17 protein-coding genes are annotated in these 17,952 nt (G+C 61.3%); 4 read left to right on the forward strand and 13 right to left on the reverse strand.

Translation table 11 applies throughout. The features are described from left to right. Positions 1–148: 148 nt before the first annotated feature. Both AADW23_RS01605 and ugpC read left to right on the forward strand, forming a co-directional pair. A complete protein-coding gene (locus AADW23_RS01605) occupies positions 149–943 on the forward strand; it encodes an IclR family transcriptional regulator (RefSeq protein WP_341862784.1) in 795 nt (264 codons plus the stop codon). A gap of 20 nt (positions 944–963) precedes the next feature. Continuing rightward, positions 964–2,019, forward strand: coding sequence for a sn-glycerol-3-phosphate ABC transporter ATP-binding protein UgpC (ugpC, locus tag AADW23_RS01610; protein WP_341862785.1), 1,056 nt, complete (start codon positions 964–966; stop codon positions 2,017–2,019). Here the strand turns inward: ugpC and AADW23_RS01615 are convergent. The 7 genes from AADW23_RS01615 to hemC all read right to left on the reverse strand — a co-directional run bounded on the left by AADW23_RS01615 (position 2,016) and on the right by hemC (position 9,796). After that, positions 2,016–2,828, reverse strand: coding sequence for a sulfotransferase (locus AADW23_RS01615; protein ID WP_341862786.1), 813 nt, complete (start codon positions 2,826–2,828; stop codon positions 2,016–2,018). The two genes, ugpC and AADW23_RS01615, sit on opposite strands and share 4 nt — an antisense overlap. After that, positions 2,825–5,272 carry a glycosyltransferase gene (locus AADW23_RS01620; protein WP_341862787.1) on the reverse strand — a complete coding sequence of 816 codons (2,448 nt, stop codon included), beginning with the start codon at positions 5,270–5,272 and terminating at the stop codon, positions 2,825–2,827. Before AADW23_RS01620 ends, AADW23_RS01615 begins: the two co-directional genes overlap by 4 nt. A gap of 7 nt (positions 5,273–5,279) precedes the next feature. Further along, the gene (gene rfbA / locus AADW23_RS01625; protein WP_341862788.1) at positions 5,280–6,152 is read right to left on the reverse strand and encodes a glucose-1-phosphate thymidylyltransferase RfbA; all 873 of its coding nucleotides are present in this window, start codon (positions 6,150–6,152) and stop codon (positions 5,280–5,282) included. Between the two features lie 116 nt (positions 6,153–6,268). Then, positions 6,269–7,114: a dTDP-4-dehydrorhamnose reductase gene (gene rfbD / locus AADW23_RS01630; RefSeq protein WP_341862789.1), complete on the reverse strand. Its 846-nt coding sequence runs from the start codon at positions 7,112–7,114 to the stop codon at positions 6,269–6,271. Continuing rightward, positions 7,111–8,151: a dTDP-glucose 4,6-dehydratase gene (gene rfbB / locus AADW23_RS01635; RefSeq protein WP_341862790.1), complete on the reverse strand. Its 1,041-nt coding sequence runs from the start codon at positions 8,149–8,151 to the stop codon at positions 7,111–7,113. The genes rfbD and rfbB overlap by 4 nt, the downstream gene beginning before the upstream one ends. Then, the gene (gene rfbC / locus AADW23_RS01640) at positions 8,148–8,714 is read right to left on the reverse strand and encodes a dTDP-4-dehydrorhamnose 3,5-epimerase (protein WP_341864370.1); all 567 of its coding nucleotides are present in this window, start codon (positions 8,712–8,714) and stop codon (positions 8,148–8,150) included. The genes rfbB and rfbC overlap by 4 nt, the downstream gene beginning before the upstream one ends. 125 nt (positions 8,715–8,839) lie before the next feature. Next, a complete protein-coding gene (gene hemC / locus AADW23_RS01645; protein WP_341862791.1) occupies positions 8,840–9,796 on the reverse strand; it encodes a hydroxymethylbilane synthase in 957 nt (318 codons plus the stop codon). A gap of 101 nt (positions 9,797–9,897) precedes the next feature. Here hemC and hemE point away from each other — a divergent pair, with 101 nt between their 5' ends. Next, on the forward strand, positions 9,898–10,929 hold the full coding sequence (gene hemE / locus AADW23_RS01650) for a uroporphyrinogen decarboxylase (RefSeq protein WP_341862792.1): 1,032 nt from the start codon (positions 9,898–9,900) through the stop codon (positions 10,927–10,929). On the opposite strand, the gene AADW23_RS01655 is transcribed toward hemE, so the two are convergent. From AADW23_RS01655 to hemF, 6 genes are read right to left on the reverse strand one after another with little or no spacing between them, the layout of a single operon-like run. After that, entirely contained in the window at positions 10,926–11,699 is a 774-nt protein-coding gene (locus AADW23_RS01655) for a glycosyltransferase family 25 protein (protein WP_341862793.1), read from the reverse strand. The two genes, hemE and AADW23_RS01655, sit on opposite strands and share 4 nt — an antisense overlap. Continuing rightward, positions 11,696–12,736 (reverse strand): glycosyltransferase, encoded by a 1,041-nt coding sequence (locus tag AADW23_RS01660; RefSeq protein WP_341862794.1) that lies wholly within the window; start codon positions 12,734–12,736, stop codon positions 11,696–11,698. Before AADW23_RS01660 ends, AADW23_RS01655 begins: the two co-directional genes overlap by 4 nt. Beyond that, positions 12,733–13,485: a glycosyltransferase family 25 protein gene (locus AADW23_RS01665; RefSeq protein WP_341862795.1), complete on the reverse strand. Its 753-nt coding sequence runs from the start codon at positions 13,483–13,485 to the stop codon at positions 12,733–12,735. The genes AADW23_RS01660 and AADW23_RS01665 overlap by 4 nt, the downstream gene beginning before the upstream one ends. After that, complete coding sequence (locus AADW23_RS01670) at positions 13,482–14,189, reverse strand: FkbM family methyltransferase (protein WP_341862796.1); 708 nt, start codon at positions 14,187–14,189, stop codon at positions 13,482–13,484. Before AADW23_RS01670 ends, AADW23_RS01665 begins: the two co-directional genes overlap by 4 nt. Positions 14,190–14,247: 58 nt before the next feature. After that, complete coding sequence (locus tag AADW23_RS01675; protein WP_341862797.1) at positions 14,248–15,306, reverse strand: glycosyltransferase family 4 protein; 1,059 nt, start codon at positions 15,304–15,306, stop codon at positions 14,248–14,250. Then, entirely contained in the window at positions 15,297–16,175 is an 879-nt protein-coding gene (hemF, locus tag AADW23_RS01680) for an oxygen-dependent coproporphyrinogen oxidase (protein WP_341862798.1), read from the reverse strand. Before hemF ends, AADW23_RS01675 begins: the two co-directional genes overlap by 10 nt. 243 nt (positions 16,176–16,418) lie before the next feature. Here hemF and AADW23_RS01685 point away from each other — a divergent pair, with 243 nt between their 5' ends. After that, positions 16,419–17,816, forward strand: coding sequence for a D-alanyl-D-alanine carboxypeptidase family protein (locus AADW23_RS01685; protein WP_341862799.1), 1,398 nt, complete (start codon positions 16,419–16,421; stop codon positions 17,814–17,816). Positions 17,817–17,952: the final 136 nt, after the last annotated feature.

A 17,952-nucleotide genomic window follows, 5' to 3' on the forward strand; every position in this document is an offset into this window, starting at 1 on the left:
CTATGTGAAACTTGGTTTCTTATATTGAAATCTTAGTCCGAACCTGCCTAGTCTTGTCAACAGCAAAGCGCGGCGACCTCTGGCAAATCGCGGCGATCCGTTGGAAGGTGTTGAGGGCACCAGCCAATAAATTAAGGGGAGAAATGACGTGGCAGGCGAAAATGCCGACAGCTCTGATGGTACGGTGGGCAAGGCTCTATCGGTGTTGGACGCCGTAGCGTCCTTTGGGCGACCCGTTCGATTCGGCGAACTTCTAGCCGACAGCCCCTACCCAAAGGCCACGCTTTACCGCTTGGTTCAGGTGCTGACAAAGCAGTCCATGCTAACCTACGACCCGGACCGGCAGACCTATGCGCCGGGCCTGCGCCTTGTGCGTCTGGCCCATGCCGCGTGGCAAACCACATCTCTCGCCCCCGTCGCGCGCCCCTACCTGGAGGCGCTTTCGGCGGAGGTCGGCGAAACGATCCACCTTGCGCAACTCGACGGCGGCTCGGTCCTTTATGTGGACAAGATCAACGCCTCTGATCCGCTGCAAATGTATTCCCAAGCAGGTAAGGTCGCGCCTTGCTATTGCACCGGCGTCGGCAAAGCGATGATCGCTTTTCTGCCCGAAGATCAGCTGCAACCGATCCTGCGCCAGCAAAGCTACCACGCGTTCACCGCCCACACCTACTCCGATGCCGATGCCCTGCGCGAGGAGCTTGCCGCCATTGCCGAGCGCGGCCACGCCTATGACCGCGAAGAACATGAGCCGGGGATTATCTGTGTTGCTGTGCCCATTCGCACCCGTGCGGGCCGGGTTTTGGGCGCTGTCTCGGTCACCTCTTCGACAGAGCGAACGTCGCTTGCCGGGCTCGACGCCCACCTGCCGCGCATCCGCTCGGCCGTTTCATCCATCGCGGGGGAGGCCCAAGACTGGCGTTTTCCCGATGCAGCAGAATAATCCCAGGGAGGACGCCGCACATGTCGGGCCTGCAACTTACAAACGTCATCAAACGCTATGGCAAAACTCAGGTGATCCACGGGATCGACCTTACGATTGACGACGGTGAATTCTGCGTCTTCGTCGGCCCCTCGGGCTGTGGCAAGTCCACGCTTTTGCGCATGGTCGCGGGGCTGGAGGAAACCACCGAGGGCCAGATTGATATCGGCGGACGCGACGTGACCCGCGCCGACCCCGCTGAACGCGGCGTGGCAATGGTGTTCCAGACCTACGCCTTGTACCCCCATATGACTGTCGCCGAAAACATGGGCTTCGGCCTGAAGATGAACGGCCACCCCAAAGCCCAGATCGACGAGAAGGTGAATGAGGCCTCTCGCATCCTGAAACTGGATGACTACCTGGCCCGTAAACCCAAGGCCCTGTCCGGCGGTCAACGTCAGCGTGTCGCCATTGGCCGCGCGATCGTGCGCGGGCCCGAGGTGTTTTTGTTCGATGAGCCGCTGTCGAACCTCGACGCCGAATTGCGTGTTGAAATGCGGGTAGAGATTGCGCGTCTGCACAAGGAAATCGGCGCGACGATGATCTATGTCACCCACGATCAGGTCGAGGCGATGACGCTGGCCGATAAGATCGTGGTGCTGCGGGCGGGCTATATCGAACAGGTCGGTGCGCCGCTGGATCTTTATAACGACCCCGACAACAAATTTGTGGCGGGCTTCATCGGCAGCCCCGCGATGAATTTCTTTGATGGGCATTGCACCGGCGGCGTTATCGTTGTGCCTGCCCTTGGCGGCGCGGAATTTGCGGCGCCGCTTTCGATGGTCGGCGACGGCCCGGTGACCGTGGGCGTGCGTCCCAATAAGGTGACGCTGTCTGATGGTGCGACCCATACCGTCGATCTGTCCGAGCGTTTGGGCGGCGTGAGTTACCACTACGTCTCTGCCCCCGATGGATCGCGGATTGTGGTGGAGGCGCACGATCAAGAGGCCCCGCCCGCAGGCACCCCAACCGGCATTTCGTTTGACGTGGCCGACGCCTATTTCTTCGATGCCAAGACTGAGTCCCGGTTGCGCTAAGGCGCGCTGACCGCAGCCTCTACCTGGGCCTGTAAATCATAGCCACGGCGGCCCGCCGCCTTGGCACATCTTCGCGCCACAAGGGCGGCTTCTTCCGGTGTCAGAACCGTTTTCCATTGGTTTTTTTCTCGGTGCGCGTCGGACGGACGCCATAGATCCTTGGGGGAATCGATCTTGGCGAAATCCATCAGGGCCGACAACGTGCCGGGCACATCGGCCAACATATCCTCGTAGCGGATTTCCATCATCCGACGCGGCGCAGATCGTGCCATGGCGTCCCATGTCAGCACCGCCTCTGACCAACAATTGATCGCGCCGTTGATATCCGGCACCGAGACCTGCCGCCCCAACTTCAGGCTGGCCACCACATTCAACGGATTGCGCACCAGATGCACAACGCGGGCACGGGGAAACTCGGCCAGGATCAGGGGCAGCCCGTAGATATTCTGGGGTGTCTTATCGAACCACCGAAACGGCTCGGCCACGCCCTTGGCTTGCGCAAAGGCACCGATATAGCGCCGTTGCAGAATTGCCTTCGTAGCGCAATTTTCCAGCAGAAGTTCAAACACCTCCTCGCTGACCCCGTCCATTTCCCGGTGTTTGCGTAGCAGCGTGTTGCTGACGTGGGGGCCCATGCCACCGGGTGACCTGAACGGGTCAGACCACCGCATGAAGTGCGTTTCCTCCGGGCAAATGAAATCCGGCACCCGCCGCAACATATCGCGCAGCCACGTGGTGCCCGACCGCATCGAACCGACGATAAACAAAGGCATCTTGTCCGACGCCCGCGGGGGAAGCGAGGCCGTCATTCAGCGGCCTCCATCAATGGAACCTTTGGGCAGAGCGCCGCGAAAAGCCGCGCGACCGAGGTTTCCTTCGGCTCCAGCGCGACGGTGGTACCATTGGCCGCCTTGTCCAAGGCCTCTCCCTGCGCTCCCAGGGCAAAGCCGACCACGGGAAGCCCGGTTTCCAACGCCTCGTGAGTGGTGAAGGAGAAAGTCTCGGGCCAGATCGCGGGAACCATCCAGCAGCACACGCCATAGCTCTCTGCAATTTCCGCGATTTCTTCGCGCCGATATGTGCCATGCAGGGTTACGTTGCGCGGCAGGGGGATAGAACTGTCCGCGTTGCCGATCACGACAAAGGTCTGCCCCGGGTTTTGTTGAGCGATTTCCCGCAGCACCCAAGCCCCTTTTTGGTGGTTGATATTGCCAAGGATACCGATGCACGACCCCGTCTTGGGGCGGGCCGGGCGCACCGGGACCGGCAGCTTGTGGGGGCGGACCTTTAGCGGCGCCTGGGGATACGCTTTCGCGAAAAGCTCGGCTGAGGAGGTTGAGAAGGCCGTCACCTCGGACGCTGCATCAATCAACGCGCCCCATGCGTCGCGCCATTGGGCGAGCGTTGCCGTCGATCCATCGGGGCGGATGACAGCATGGTTGGGGTCCGTGTTGTCGCGATGGGGTGTGCCCAGAAACTCCCCCCGCTCCAGCAGCGTGTAGGAAGGGGAGACGGGGTAAAAATCGTGCAGACGAAGGGCGATCGTGTCGTTGCGGCCCTGCCTGCGAAGGGAAAGGAGCGCTTTGGGAATGCCGATCGGGTCTGGGTCCCCAACACCGCAGGAATAGATCAGATCAAGGGCGGGCACAGGCGCCAAGAGCTTTGCGACGACCGATAAATCATCGGTCTGACCGGCTGTCACTTGCCCGTCCACTTGCAAGTCGACCTGCCATGCACGTGCCCCCCCGACGCGCAGGACGACCGCGGCCCCGACTTCCTCAACCTCCATTTGCAGCGCGATTTCCGCGCCGCCGCCAAGGGTATGGGCCAGATAGACCGGCAGGCGACCGTTACGCTGAGCAGCCAGCGCAATCCCTAGGGCCAAACGCGGCGTCGCCAGGGTGTCTTGGGCGATAAAGCGCTGCACATTGGCGTCAAACACCGGATACCGCCGCGCGATCAGCGCGTTAGCCGCCCGGATGCGGCGCAGCTTTTCGTCCGAGCCGAAGCTTTGTCCGCCCACATGCTCCACGAACAAGCGCGGTTGGCACAGGTGCCGCGCCCCCAAGGCTTTGGTCTTCTGGCTCCAATCAACCTCTTCCCCGTAGCCGCGACCAAAGGCCGGGTCGAGGCGCGGCACTTTCGCGAGCCATTGGCGCGACATTGCCATGCAAAAGCCCACGCCGGTTGGCACGTCAGGGCAGGTCTCTCCTGCGAAAGTTGCGGCGACCCGGTCGATCGCGTCAACGTCACCTTCCCCGATCGCGATCCCCGGTCCCATCGCCGGCACGGACAATACTTCTGCCGCGTTTGACAGAGGGGTGACGGAGGCCACGTTGGGGTCGCGTAACGGCGCGATCAGGCGGCTGGCCCATCCGTTTGGCACCATGGCGTCCGTGTTGAGCAACACGATAGGGCCGTCGCGATCCTCCGCCTCTGCCACGCTGAGCGCGAGGTTCACCGCGCCGATAAAGCCGAGGTTCTTGTCCTGCGGAATATAGGTGACCCGGTCGCGCCGTGCGGCGGCCCATTGCGCCATCCAAGGGCCAAGTTCCGGATCGGTGGAGCCGTCGTTTACCGCGATCAGATGCCACGGCAGATCCGTGCCCTCCTCCACCCGCGCGAGACATTTCTTGAGGTATGGCAGGGCGTTGTAGATTGGTAGGATGATGGTGATGCCCGTCGTGACCGCTGGCACCGGAACGGGCTGTTGGAGCCATGACGGATCAAGCCGATGGCCACGCGCCGCAGTCTCTAGGCCAAGGGCGCGTTTCACCGCAGATTTTGACTGCGCCGTGGGCTTCCACAGGTAGCGGGCGATACTGGGGCCGGCACGGGACAGGTCACGGAGAAACGCTCGCTTTAGCCTACGGTGCGCCGACGCAGGCGCAGCCTCAGCTGGATGGGGAAGCGCAACAGAAAGCTCGGGCCCACCGTCTTGTTCCACATGCAAGGTCAGCGGCCTGGCCGAGGCGGGAACCACCCCCTCAAACCCCGTTTCCGGCGCGATGCCGAGACGAGCGGCGACATCGCCGCGATAGATATTGGGGGTAAGCGCAACTTCGCCCCCCGGCCAAGTCACCCGCTGTCTGCGGGCGTTGACCCAACCGGTAATCTCGACCCTGTCATCACGGCGAATAACTTGTTCAACCTGGCCGATCCGCCGCCCAACCGGCCCCAGGGCCACGCCCCGCAATCGGCTTTCATGGACCCCCGCGTACCGCAAATAGAGCGTTTGGAGACGGTGGATCACGGCCGCACTATCCCTTCGCTGTGGTCGCGAGGTAGCGGCCATATTGGGTTTTGCCAAACAGAGCTGCGCGCTCGGCCAAGCCGTCTGCATCAATCCATCCGGCGGCATAGGCGATTTCGTCAGGCGAGCCCACTTGCAGGCCCTGCCGTTGGGTCAGTGTTCGCACAAAATTGCCAGCATCCAGAAGGCTCTCGTGGGTGCCAGTATCCAACCACGCAAATCCACGGCCCATACGTTCGACCGTTAGCGTCCCGTCTTGAAGATAGCTTTCAAGAAGGCTGGTGATTTCCAATTCTCCCCGCGCGGAAGGCACAACGGCGACCGCACGCTCCGGTGCGGTGCCATCCAGGAAGTAAAGCCCCGTCACGGCAAAATTGGACGGCGCCACATCGGGTTTTTCCACGATAGATGTCACGCTGCCGTCCTCGGCAAAATCCACCACGCCATAGCGTTCCGGATCCATCACCCGGTAGCCAAACACAGTGCCCCCATTGGGCCGTGCATCGGCGGCTGCCAAAACCTCAGGCAGGCCGTGACCAAAGAAGATGTTGTCGCCCAGAACCATCGCCGACGGGGCCCCATTCAGGAAATCTTTTGCCAGCAAATAGGCCTGTGCAAGCCCATCGGGGCTAGGTTGCTCGATATAAGTAAGCGACAGGCCCCATTGGCTGCCGTCGCCCAGGGTGCGCTGGAACTGCGCCTGATCTTCCGGGGTCGTGATGATGGCTATTTCCCGAATACCGGCCAGCATCAGCACCGATAGTGGGTAATAAATCATTGGTTTGTCATAGATCGGCAGCAATTGCTTGGAGACGCCAACCGTCACTGGGAAAAGGCGTGTGCCAGACCCGCCTGCCAAAATAATTCCTTTGCGCGCCATTCTAGCGTCTCCATGTCGTGAACCCGCTTCACGGGTAGCGCGTTTCTTGGAAATTGCCAACGACGCGCCTCAGCTACGACTCCTGACGCCAAATAATTAAGATTGATTGAAGAGCGTCAGGAATTACGCAAATCGCCCAGAACTGCCCGCAGGCCCGCGCGCCAATCGGGGCGTGTGACCCCGAAAGCGGCTGTTATATCAGAGCAACCCAGCCGTGAGTTCAGCGGCCGCGCGGCTGGCGTTGGATACGCGATTGAGGGGATATCCGTGACGGCGACCTCTAGCCCTGTCTCTGCAAAAATCGCCCGGGCAAAATCCGCCCAAGAAACATCCGGCGCGCCCGAGAAATGGTATGTGCCGGATTTGGACGGGTCACGTTGCAACGCCTCGGCCATGGTCACGCAGGCCTGCGCAATATCGCGGGCGGGGGTCGGCCCGCCGACCTGATCCGCCACAATCCTCAGAGCGTCGCGATCCGCGCCGAGGCGAAGCATCGTCTTCACGAAGTTCGTGCCATGGGCCGAGAACACCCAACTGGTGCGCAAGATTGCATGGGCCGCGCCGGAGGCTCGCACCGCTTCCTCTCCTGCCAGTTTCGTGCGGCCATACGCGCCAAGCGGGGCCACTGGGTCCGAGGGTTTGAACGGATCGTTCCCCGCCCCGTCGAAAACGTAGTCCGTGGAAATCTGGACGAATGGAATGCCCTTTGCAGCGCAGGCCCGCGCCATGGCGGCGGGGGCATCGGCGTTGATGGTATGGGCCAGAGGCTCTTCCTGTTCGGCTTGGTCGACGGCGGTGTAAGCAGCGGCGTTGATCACGGCGCTCGCGTCGCTGGTCGCAATCACACGGGCGCAGGCACCTGGATCGCTGAGGTCGGCCCCGTCGCGCCCGATTGTCTGCACCCCAAGGCGTGCCAATTCCTGCGCCACTTGCCCCGTGTGCCCAAACGCCAGCAAGGTCACGCTTTCGTCCCCAAACGCGCCCCAACACCGTCGCGTTCCTGCAAAGCACGCCACCACGGCTCATTGGCCAAGAACCAATCCACGGTCTTTTCAAGGCCCTCTTCGACGGTCACGGAAGGGGTCCAGCCCAGTTCATCCTGAATGCGGCTGGCATCAATCGCGTAGCGCAAATCGTGACCGGGGCGGTCTGCGACGAAGGTGATCAGATCGGCATGGGGGGCGTTCTGCGGTCGACGCGCGTCCAACAGGCCGCAAATGGCCCGCACAAGGTCGATGTTCGTCCGCTCATTATGGCCACCGATGTTGTAGCTGCGGCCGACCTCGCCGTTCTCCAGCACACATAGCAGCGCATCGGCGTGGTCTTCTACGTACAGCCAATCGCGAATGTTCATGCCGTCGCCGTAGACCGGGATCGGCTCCCCCGCGAGAGCCTTGAGGATCACCACGGGGATCAACTTTTCCGGGAAGTGATAGGGGCCGTAATTGTTGGAACAATTGGTCAGCAGAACCGGAAGGCCGTAGGTTTCATGCCACGCACGGACGATATGATCGGACGCCGCCTTGGACGCCGAATAGGGGCTATTGGGCGCATAGGGCGTGTCTTCGGTGAACAGGCCTGTATCACCAAGGGTGCCGTAGACCTCATCGGTAGAGACGTGGTGGAAGAGGAAGCTGTCGGGCTTGCCACGCGCCTCCCAATGGGCCCGGGCGGCATCAAGCAGGGTGGTGGTGCCAGTTACGTTGGTTTGGATGAATGCAGCCGGCCCATCAATGGAGCGGTCAACGTGGCTTTCGGCAGCAAGGTGCAGGATCGCATCGGGATTGTGCCGCGCCAGAATGGTTGCCATCGCCGCAGGGTCACAAATATCGGCGTGCTCAAAGGTATAGAGGTTTGAAGACGCAACGGACGCCACATTCTCCAGACATGCGGCATAGGTCAGCGCATCAAGGTTGATCACTTCGTGGCCACGGGCGACGGCAAGGCGGATCACGGCAGAGCCAATGAACCCCGCGCCGCCGGTGATAAGAATCTTCATGGGGCGGCCTCGTAGATGAACGGACTGTCGAGATCCTTGAGAGCAGGCGCCACGGCGTCCTTGTCCGATAAGACCGGGGAACCTTCTAAACCCCAATCAATGCCAATGTCGGGATCGCTCCAGATGACGGCCCCTTCCGTTTCGGGCGCGTAGAAATCGCTGCACTTGTATATGATCTCTGTCCCCGGTTCGCGGGTAATGAAGCCATGGGCGAAACCTGCGGGGACCAGCAGTTGCTTTCCATTCTCAAAGGACAGTTCGATCCCGAACCACTTGCCATAGGTGGGCGAGCCTTTGCGAATATCGACGGCCACGTCAAACAGACGCCCCCTGCCACACCGCACCAGCTTGTCTTGCGCATGGGGTGGGGCCTGGAAATGCAGCCCCCGGATCGTGCCGACTTCGGCAGATAACGAATGGTTGTCCTGCACGAAGGTGGTCGTGACGCCATGATCGGCCAACTTCGCCGCGCTGTAGGTCTCAGCAAAAAAACCGCGGGCGTCGCCGAAGCGCGGCGGGGTTATCACTAGAAGCCCCTCAAGGCCCGTTTGGTCTATCTGCATCGGGGGTTCCTGCTCTGCCGCCGTTCCGCGCGACAATGCCATGTCGACGCCTGCCTCGCAACGGGCGCAACCAAAGCCTTTCAAGGCTTTGGGCAAACCCTTGCAAGGGTTTGCGACCGCCGCGTCTAGTGCCAGTCGAAGAAGCCCTCTCCGGCGCGGGTGCGCAGGGCACGGGCCATGTCAGCGCCAAGTTTCGCGCCGTCCTCTATGGGGGCGGTGCGGTCATCGGTCAGGACTTCCGAGCCATCGGGGCGAAGGACTTCGCCGCGCAGGCGCAGGGTTGTGCCGTCCAGCTCGGCCAGCGCCGCAATCGGCGTCTGGCAAGACCCGTCGAGTCCCTTCAGAAAGGCCCGTTCCGCCGCCAGCCGTTGGCCTGTCTCCACATCGTGGATCGCCGCCAACATTTCGGCGGCACGGCTATCATCTGCGCGGCGCTCAATCCCGATGGCCCCTTGCGCCACAGCGGGCAACATATCTTCCACCTCAATCGCGGATTTCACCACCCTCTCCATGCCCAGTCTTCGCAGGCCCGCCATGGCAAGGAACGTCGCATCGGCCACCCCATTCTCCAACTTCTTCATCCGCGTCTGCACGTTGCCGCGGAATTCCACCACGTTCAGGTCGGGCCGTCGGGCGAACAATTGCGCTCTGCGCCGCAGTGAGGACGAGCCGACGATGGACCCCTCGGGCAATGCATCCAGCCCTTCGTGATTCAGCGATACAAAGGCATCGCGCACGTCCTCACGGGGCAAATTGCAATCCAGCACCAATCCGTCGGGCTGGTCGGTCGGCATGTCTTTCATGGAGTGCACGGCGATATCAATCGACGCGCTCATCATGGCCTCTTCGATTTCCTTGGTGAACAGGCCCTTACCGCCAATCGTTTTCAGGGCCACGTCCGCTTCAATCAGGGACCGGTCGTCTCCGGTTGTCTTGATCACCACGATCTCGAACGTGTCTTCCGGCAAGTCCCACGCAGCCATGAGCCGCGCGCGCGCTTCATGGGCTTGGGCCAGCGCAAGGAGCGAGCCTCGGGTGCCGATACGCAGGGGGGCGGCGGGGGTTGGTAAATTGATCGTCATGGGACCTCTGGCGGTGGGACACTCGGGTTGACAAGGCGGTGGTCTGTGACACTCATAACGAAAATTCACGCACCCACCAGTTCACCCAGAGGATAACCGCCATGACCGATAAGAAAAAGCTCCTCCGGTCCCTCGCAGGTGAGGCTATGGACGTGCCGCCGGTATGGCTGATGCGCCAGGCAGGGCGCTACCTGCCCGAGTATCGTGCGACGCGCGCGCAGGCGGGCGACTTCCTGTCACTGTGCTACAATCCAGAACTGGCGGCAGAGGTCACCTTGCAGCCGATTCGTCGTTTCGGCTTTGACGCATCAATCCTGTTTGCGGACATCTTGCTGATCCCTCAGGCCCTGGGCGCAGACCTTTGGTTTGTGACCGGCGAAGGCCCCCGACTTTCCACGATCACCGATGCCTCGGGCATGGCGGGGATGAAGACCAAGGACGACATCCACGAGACCCTGAACCCGATCTACGAGACAGTCAAAATCCTGGCCGAGGAGCTGCCCAAGGAAACCACGTTGATCGGTTTTGCCGGTGCCCCCTGGACCGTCGCGACCTATATGATCGCAGGCCGTGGCACCCCGGATCAGGCCCCCGCCCATGCCCTGCGTGAAGGCGACCCGGCAACGTTTGAGGCGCTGATCGACTTGATCACTGATGCGACGATCGAATACCTCGACATGCAGGTGCAAGCAGGCGCCGAGGTGGTGAAACTGTTCGACAGTTGGGCCGGCTCCTTGAAGGGTGAAGCGTTCGATAAGTACGCCCTCGCCCCGACCAAGAAAATCATCACTGAACTGAAATCGCGCCACCCTGATCTACCCGTCATCGCCTTCCCGCGCGAAGCCGGCGAGAAATACATCGGCTTTGCCGACGCCGTGGGGGCCGACTGCCTGGCGATTGATACGTCGGTCGATGTCACATGGGCGGCGCAGAACTTGCAGGTTGCGGGCTGTGTGCAGGGCAACCTAGACCCCAAGCTCATGGTCACCGGTGGAGAGGCTTTGGCATCCGAGGCGCGGCGTATCCGCGATGCGCTGAAGGGCGGGCCGCATGTGTTCAACCTTGGCCACGGGATCACCCCCGATGCGGACCCGGAAAACGTTCACATCCTCTTGGATGCGATCCGTAGCTAACGGGGCGCGGGGGTTGACTTGGCGAGGGGCACGATAACCCTCTGAGCGCCGGGCAAACGCCGAATTTGCCGAACCCCCATGCGCACTTGTCCCCATAGACGACGCCACTTTTGCCCAAGGGACTTAGCAGCTTTCGGCCGCGCCTCTCGATCAATGGCGCTTTCGGTTTGAATGGGCGGGGTCAGGCCCTGCGCCGCACATTGATCAAGCTGCACGGCAAGGGCCGGAACCGCCTGCCACGCCGTCACATCATAGGCGGCGCAGATCATACCATCGGCCAGCCCGGGCGCCTGCGCCACCCGCTCCAGCAACTTGCGCGCGCCAGAAGGCCGCAAAACGTAAGCCGCCGCCCCGGTGCGATCCTGCCACAAGCGGTGCATGGGGGCCTGCTGATGCGGGGTGCGGGCGATCAGCTTGCGCCGCCCCCGTGTTTCCAGCGTCACCAACTCGGCCTCCGGCAGCGCCTCGACCTGGTGCAGAAAAGCGGGCGTATCTTCGTGCAGAACGGCATCGTCTTCACAGATCAGCATCGGCGCGCCTTCGGCCACCACGCGCTCCCACGCGGCGCGGTGGCTGGCCAGTGCGGCCATCTCCGTCGTGCGCAGAGGGCGCTCCCATCGCTGCCAATAGGGATCATCGCTCATAGGTGTCAGTGTCTGCGGGGTCACCGCCTCCTGCCGGAACAACGCCAACCCCAGACGCGTGATTTGCCCTGCCATGAAAGACATTCGCGCGCTTTCAGGGCCGAGGTTGATGACGAGCACCTTCACTGGCCTAGCTCCCTCCGGAAGGCGGCCAGATAAGCGTCCACGATCGCGTCTTCACTGAAAAAGGTGGCGAGACGCTCTCGCCCTGCTGCACCATAGCGCTGGCGCAGGTTGTCATCGTCCTGCAACGCGCGCAGCCCAGCAACCATCGCATCAAGGTCATCAATTTCAGTCAGTATCCCGTCAATGCCGTCTCGAATGAACCAACCCGGTCCCTCTGAGCGGGCGGCGACAACGGGCATTCCCGCTTGCCATGCATCTAGGACAACGTTTCCCAGCGGCTCATGGCGGGATGGGAAAAGAACGGCATCGGCAGCCGCGAAATGATGGACCGGCTCATCGACCCAGCCCAGCATCCGCACGCGATCTGCGACGCCTTCCTTTACCGCCAGTGCTTCCAACGCTTGCCTTTCCTCGCCATCCCCCATCAGCCAAAGGATCGTGCCGGGCATACGAGCCACGGCTCGGATCGCCATATCGAGCCCCTTGCGGTTCACAAAGCGGCCCGCAGCGGCGACAACAAATGCGCCCTCGGGCGTATCGGTCTCTGCGCGGCTGATCGGCTGCGCCTTAACCGGGCGGGCAAAGTTCGTGATGGTCTCGGCCGGTTTCTTCCATCCCAATGACTTTACGTGGTCCGTGATCGCGGGCGTGTTGGAGACAATCATGTCGTTGTTTCGAAAGTGTTTGAGGTGGGGGGGGAAATCACCAAGCCGAACAACTTTCAGCGGACCGGGAACGTTCTGCTGCAAACGACCGGCCCGAGGCGCAAAAGCAAACACGACATCGGGCTTCCAATCCTTGATGATGCGACGATACTCAGCCCGAAGCCACCAGCGAGACAACGACAAGTATCGGTAATTGTTTTCTATTGTCGGGCCGATCTCGACAATGTGTCTCCGCCAAGTGCGGTCGGGCCGGATGATAAAACGCTGCTCGATGCCGCCTCTGCGGTGAAACGCCTGGGCGAGGTTAACAAAAAAGCGCTCTGCCCCCCCCTCTTTGCCGAAGCAGATATTGAGAATTCGCAAATCTGTCATGCTCGTGCTTTCATGCGGTGCCAACGTAGTTGGATTTGATAAGCCAACTGATAACGAGCTTTACGCAATGCGCCCCCTCGACTGCGGCTTCTACGAGAGTCGCCGATCGTGCCTGTGACGGTCTCTTGCTCTCCGACGGTCAAGGGGTTGGGCTGAACAAGGGCAATTTTCTGCCCGTGTTCCCAGAAAAATTTGTGGTCTTCATCAATGGGCCTAAAAAACGGGATTGATTGGCCGAGCAGCGCTTCTGCGCTGGCGCGCGTGATCCCGTATCCCAGGGTTGTCGAAGGAACACGGTAAGGCGTTCCAATCGAATAGCCGCCCGTCAACGGATCCAGAGAAATCAGGTTGGGCTCTGGATTCAGGCAAAACAGCTTTGCAACATCCCATTTGGGTGTCTCCGTAGAACTCAAAGCCCGCAGCACATCGGCCAGATCACTCTTTACCTTGAAGTCATCCTCAAGGACGAAGCCGCCGGGCGCATTGGATGCAACAATCTGCCGCCAAGCCTTGATGTGGCTTAGATAGCATCCCAATTCACCCGCCACGAGATCTTGCTTTGCGCGGCGGCTATTCGCTTTCTCGTCATACACTTCCGCGACCTGCTCGGGCGTCAGGTCTGCGCCCCAAACCGCCTCAACACGCGTGAAATGAATGCCTTGCGCCTCCAACTGCGTACGGGCGTTTTCCATCCGCGCCTTGTTGTCGGCAAGATTGATTACGTAGGACGGCCAGATATCATTCGTCATGGCGCACTGCGCTGGTACAACACCGTCTTGTGCAATACTTTCACCGGGAACAGGCCCTTTTCGGCCAAGGCCGTCTCCATTGCAGCGATTTTCTCTGCGCCGACGATATGGGGGTGGACCTCGACAATCATGGAATGCACGTCGGAAAGGTCCGCGGATGAGAGCAAATCTACCTCGGCTCCTTCTACGTCCATAACGATCACGTCTGGCGCGACTCGCTCCATGACGTCGGCCATCGCGTCACTTTCGACTGTGATTTCAGTCGTCGGCAAATTACGGTCAATCATCGAGGACGACAGAACGTTGGCGTCTGCGAAGAACTGGATCGGGCTTCCGTTGACGGTGACCGCGTGCATCCGCAAATCCGACTGGAGACCGTTTTCCGCATAGTTCTTGCGGATCACGTCACCCATTGCGGGGTTCGCCTCGTAAGAGGTTACGTTCCCCTCTCCGGCGATCTTTGCACAGAGGATCGACACGAATCCGATCCCCGTGCCCACTTCAAGAACCTTATTTCCGGGCGCCACCACTTCCTTCACCAGCTCCGCTTCAACGGCCTCATAGGTTCCCTTGAAGATATGGCCCCGAACAGCCGACGGAATGTCCTTTGGCCCCGTGCGCAAACGAACACCCTTATGGGTATACGAAGACGTACCCTTCATCAGGTGCCATTTGCGGCGAATATTGCGAAAAGGGTCAGCCATGGTTCACTTTCGTAAGAGACAATTCCGTTTAACCCCAATACCCGCCCCGTGGAAGGGCTTAGCCCTCTGCAAGAAGGCCCCGGTAGATCGCCATGATCGCTTCGGCCTCACTCTCGATGCGAAAGTGCGTTTCTACATGGGTGCGGGCGGCTTGGCCCTGGGCAACGCAAAGGGCGGGATCATCTGTGTAACGGGTGATGGCCTTTGTCATGGCTGGCGTGTCTTGTGGCGCGATCAATGTGCCCGTGTGCGGCGTCAAAAGCTCCGGGAACGCCCCGACTTTCGTGGCCACACAAGGAACGCCGCAGGCCATGGCTTCCAGCGGGGTCAGGCCGAAGCCTTCCCACCGTTGCGGAGCCACGAAAAGATCAAGCACGCGGTACCAATCGGCCATTTCGTGCACCGGCACTTCCGGCTTGAACAGCAATCGGTCGCTCAGCCCCGCTTGGGCAACTTGCGCGCGAAGCCCGGCCTCATAGGCGGCATGGTCCGAGGTCGCCCGGCCCATGATAAGACCGTACGCTTCGGGATTGGCCTGTAGCACCGGGATCATCGCATCAACGAAGTCCCCGGTGCCTTTCTGCGCCCGAATGCGCCCATAGCAGCCGATCAGCTTGGCGTCAGGCAGCCCAAGACGCGCCCGCAAGGCGGGCCTATCCGTGGGGGGCGTGAAGGCCGCCACATCAATCCCGTGAAGGATCACGTCGGCGGGGCGCTCCAGATAGCTGGCCGTCTTTTGGGACGTGGCAATGATGTGGTCCATCTGCCCGATCAACCATTTCGTATATCCCGTGTGCCTACGCTGAGAGGCCGAGGTAAACACCAGCTTCAACCGTTTGCGCAGCAGATGTTTCAGGGCGAGGCCCGCCAACATCTCGGTATTGCGCCGCGCGTGCCAGATACGGGCGCCTTGGGGCCCATTGCGCGACATGGTTAACAGTTGGCCCAACCGGATCTGCGGCACATGGGCAGGCAGATCCGGTGACACGGCGGCCAACGCCATGGCGCGGGCCTGCAACGGCACCAGCCGTACGATAGTTGCCGTCACGCCGGAAAGCCGTTTCTTGAAGTTCGGCACCAACACGTCGAGCGTTTGAGGATCGGGCCTCAGGTCCATTTAGCGATCGGTGGCAAAGACATCAGCACGGCATTGGCGTCATGGCCTGTTTCCAGCCCGAACTTGGTGCCCCGGTCGTAGACAAGGTTATATTCCGCATAGAGCCCCCGATGCACCAGTTGCGCTTCTCGGTCGGCTTCGGTGAACGGCTCATGGCGGCGCTTCTCCACGCAGCCAAGGAAGGCGGGCAGGAAGGCGCGGCCAACGTCCTGCGTGAAGGCGAAATCCGCCTCCCAATCTCCGGTGTTGTGATCGTCATAGAAGATCCCGCCAACGCCACGGGCGCGTTTGCGGTGGGGAACGTAGAAATACTCATCCGCCCACTTCTTGTAACGATCATACAGATCGCCGCCATGGGGGTCGCAATGATCCTTCAACGTCTTGTGAAAAAAGGCCGTGTCCTCATCATACTCAATCGCCGGATTCAGGTCGGACCCGCCGCCAAACCACCACGCGTTGGGCGTCCAGAACATGCGGGTGTTCATGTGAACCGCAGGCACGCGCGGGTTCTGCATGTGCGCCACAAGGCTGATGCCCGACGCCCAGAACCTTGGGTCCGTCTCCATCCCCGGCACGCCGCGCGCAGCCATCGCCTTCTGCGCCCGCTCTCCCAGGACGCCGTAGACCTCGGAGACATTCACGCCGACCTTCTCGAATACGCGCCCGCCCCGCATGACGCTCATCAAGCCGCCGCCCGCGTCTGATCCGTCCTCGGACGTGCGCTTGGTTTCGCTGACCTCGAACGTCCCCACCGGGGCCTCACCGCCCTGGGATTCCTCCACGTCCTCGAACGCGGCGACGATGTCATTGCGCAAACTGCGGAACCAATTGGCCGCCCGCGTTTTGTGATCGAGGGTCAGGTCGAGCATCTTGGGGGCTTCCTTTTTTGCAACACTTCGCTGCCTTGTAGCAGAGCGAAAACCCCTTCGCCACATGATGCGGCCGCTTCGATGGCCCACATATGGAGCCTTGACCCGCTCCACCGCCCACATTTGCCAATTCCTTGCAGAGGCTCGAATTTTCGACGCTACGGCATGGATTTTATAGAAATTCTATCGTACGCTGAACGTAATCGCCGCAATAGACGGCACCAGAGGCAGATAGAGCAACTCATGTTCGTACGGAATTTTTATGCAGCCCTTTTGGGGGCTCTCATGGTGTTTTTCACCGTGCTTCCCGGTCAGGTTCAAGCCGCGCCTTACGCCGCGATGGTGATGGATGCGCGCAACGGCGAGGTTTTGCATTCGCGCAACGCCGATACCCGATTGCACCCGGCTTCCCTCACCAAAATGATGACCCTCTACATCGCGTTCGAGGCGCTTCGCCTTGGCGAGATCACGCTCGACACCGAGGTTACGATCTCTGCCAATGCCGCGAATGAGCCGCCGTCGCGCCTTGGTCTTCGGGCGGGGTCCACGATCCGCCTGCGCTACCTGATCCGGGCCGCTGCGATTCGTTCTGGCAACGATGCCGCGACCGCGATTGGCGAAGCGATCTCCGGCTCTGAGGCGGCCTTCGCGCGCCGGATGACACGCACCGCCCGCGCCTTGGGCATGACCCGCACAACCTTCCGTAACGCCAATGGGCTGACCGAAGAAGGCCACCTGTCCACCGCCCGCGACATGACCATGTTGGGGCGGCGGCTGGTCTACGATTATCCCCAATATTATAATCTGTTCTCCCGTGTAACCGCCGATGCGGGCATCGCTACGGTACGCAACACCAACCGGGTCGTGCTGACCACCTATCGTGGCGCGGACGGTATCAAGACCGGCTACACGCGGGCGGCGGGCTTCAACTTGGTGGCCTCGGCCCAACGCGGCGAAGAACGCATTATCGCGACGGTGTTTGGCGGGCGAAGCTCGGCTTGGCGCAACCAACGGGTGATGGAATTGCTTGATATGGGGTTTGAGAGGGCGCCGAGTTCCGTCGCGCTACGCACCCCGTCCCTGCCCACCTATGCCGACGATGGCGGCCCTTCCGGGCAAAGCAGCACCCCACGCGGACAACGGGCACCCGAACGCTCTATGCGGCCCATGACACGGCCTGCCAACGGCGTGAACGCCGATATGCTGGCCGCTATCAACAGCGCAGTAGGCGAGGCGTTGGACCCCGGGGCCGAGGTCGCCGCCGCTGTGGAAGCCGCGCTGAGCGCCGCCGATATTCCTTCCGACAGGCCCGCCCCCCGGCCCGAGCCGCAAGCCGCAACAGTGCCCGAACCCACGCCGATCCCCCCACCGGAACCGGAACTGGTGACACGGGCGTCGTCTACAGGCTCACGGCTATATGGCGTATCATTGGGGCCGCAGAACTCCCATCACGCGGCCGAGCGATTGCTGCTGCGCACCGCACTGGCCGAGCTTGGCACCTTCGACACCGCCCTGCGCCGCGTCGTCAACGTGAGCCGCGGCTACGACGCGCGGTTCGCCGGTATGACCGAGGATCAGGCCTCCCAAGCCTGCGCCCGACTGTCGGCCCAGAATATTAGCTGCGAGACCTTTGGTCCCTGAAGCGAAGCATCATAACACCTGACAAAACGGCGGCCCCATCGGAGCCGCCGTTTTTGTATCCACTGCCCCAAGGGACTATTTGTATCCGCCGCCCTTCGGGACATTTTTTGTATCAGCCGCCCTACGGGACGTTTTT

The organism is Gymnodinialimonas sp. 57CJ19, from assembly GCF_038396845.1.
Classification (GTDB): Bacteria; Pseudomonadota; Alphaproteobacteria; order Rhodobacterales; family Rhodobacteraceae; genus Gymnodinialimonas.

What these genes read in the sequence shown, in the direction of transcription:
- ugpC (WP_341862785.1), top strand. Translation starts at nt 964, where the DNA reads ATGTCGGGCCTGCAACTTACAAACGTCATCAAACGCTATGGCAAAACT.
- AADW23_RS01615 (WP_341862786.1), bottom strand. Translation starts at nt 2,828, where the DNA reads ATGACGGCCTCGCTTCCCCCGCGGGCGTCGGACAAGATGCCTTTGTTT.
- rfbA (WP_341862788.1), bottom strand. Translation starts at nt 6,152, where the DNA reads ATGGCGCGCAAAGGAATTATTTTGGCAGGCGGGTCTGGCACACGCCTT.
- rfbB (WP_341862790.1), bottom strand. Translation starts at nt 8,151, where the DNA reads ATGAAGATTCTTATCACCGGCGGCGCGGGGTTCATTGGCTCTGCCGTG.
- rfbC (WP_341864370.1), bottom strand. Translation starts at nt 8,714, where the DNA reads ATGCAGATAGACCAAACGGGCCTTGAGGGGCTTCTAGTGATAACCCCG.
- hemC (WP_341862791.1), bottom strand. Translation starts at nt 9,796, where the DNA reads ATGACGATCAATTTACCAACCCCCGCCGCCCCCCTGCGTATCGGCACC.
- hemE (WP_341862792.1), top strand. Translation starts at nt 9,898, where the DNA reads ATGACCGATAAGAAAAAGCTCCTCCGGTCCCTCGCAGGTGAGGCTATG.
- AADW23_RS01660 (WP_341862794.1), bottom strand. Translation starts at nt 12,736, where the DNA reads ATGACAGATTTGCGAATTCTCAATATCTGCTTCGGCAAAGAGGGGGGG.
- AADW23_RS01665 (WP_341862795.1), bottom strand. Translation starts at nt 13,485, where the DNA reads ATGACGAATGATATCTGGCCGTCCTACGTAATCAATCTTGCCGACAAC.
- AADW23_RS01670 (WP_341862796.1), bottom strand. Translation starts at nt 14,189, where the DNA reads ATGGCTGACCCTTTTCGCAATATTCGCCGCAAATGGCACCTGATGAAG.
- AADW23_RS01675 (WP_341862797.1), bottom strand. Translation starts at nt 15,306, where the DNA reads ATGGACCTGAGGCCCGATCCTCAAACGCTCGACGTGTTGGTGCCGAAC.
- hemF (WP_341862798.1), bottom strand. Translation starts at nt 16,175, where the DNA reads ATGCTCGACCTGACCCTCGATCACAAAACGCGGGCGGCCAATTGGTTC.
- AADW23_RS01685 (WP_341862799.1), top strand. Translation starts at nt 16,419, where the DNA reads ATGTTCGTACGGAATTTTTATGCAGCCCTTTTGGGGGCTCTCATGGTG.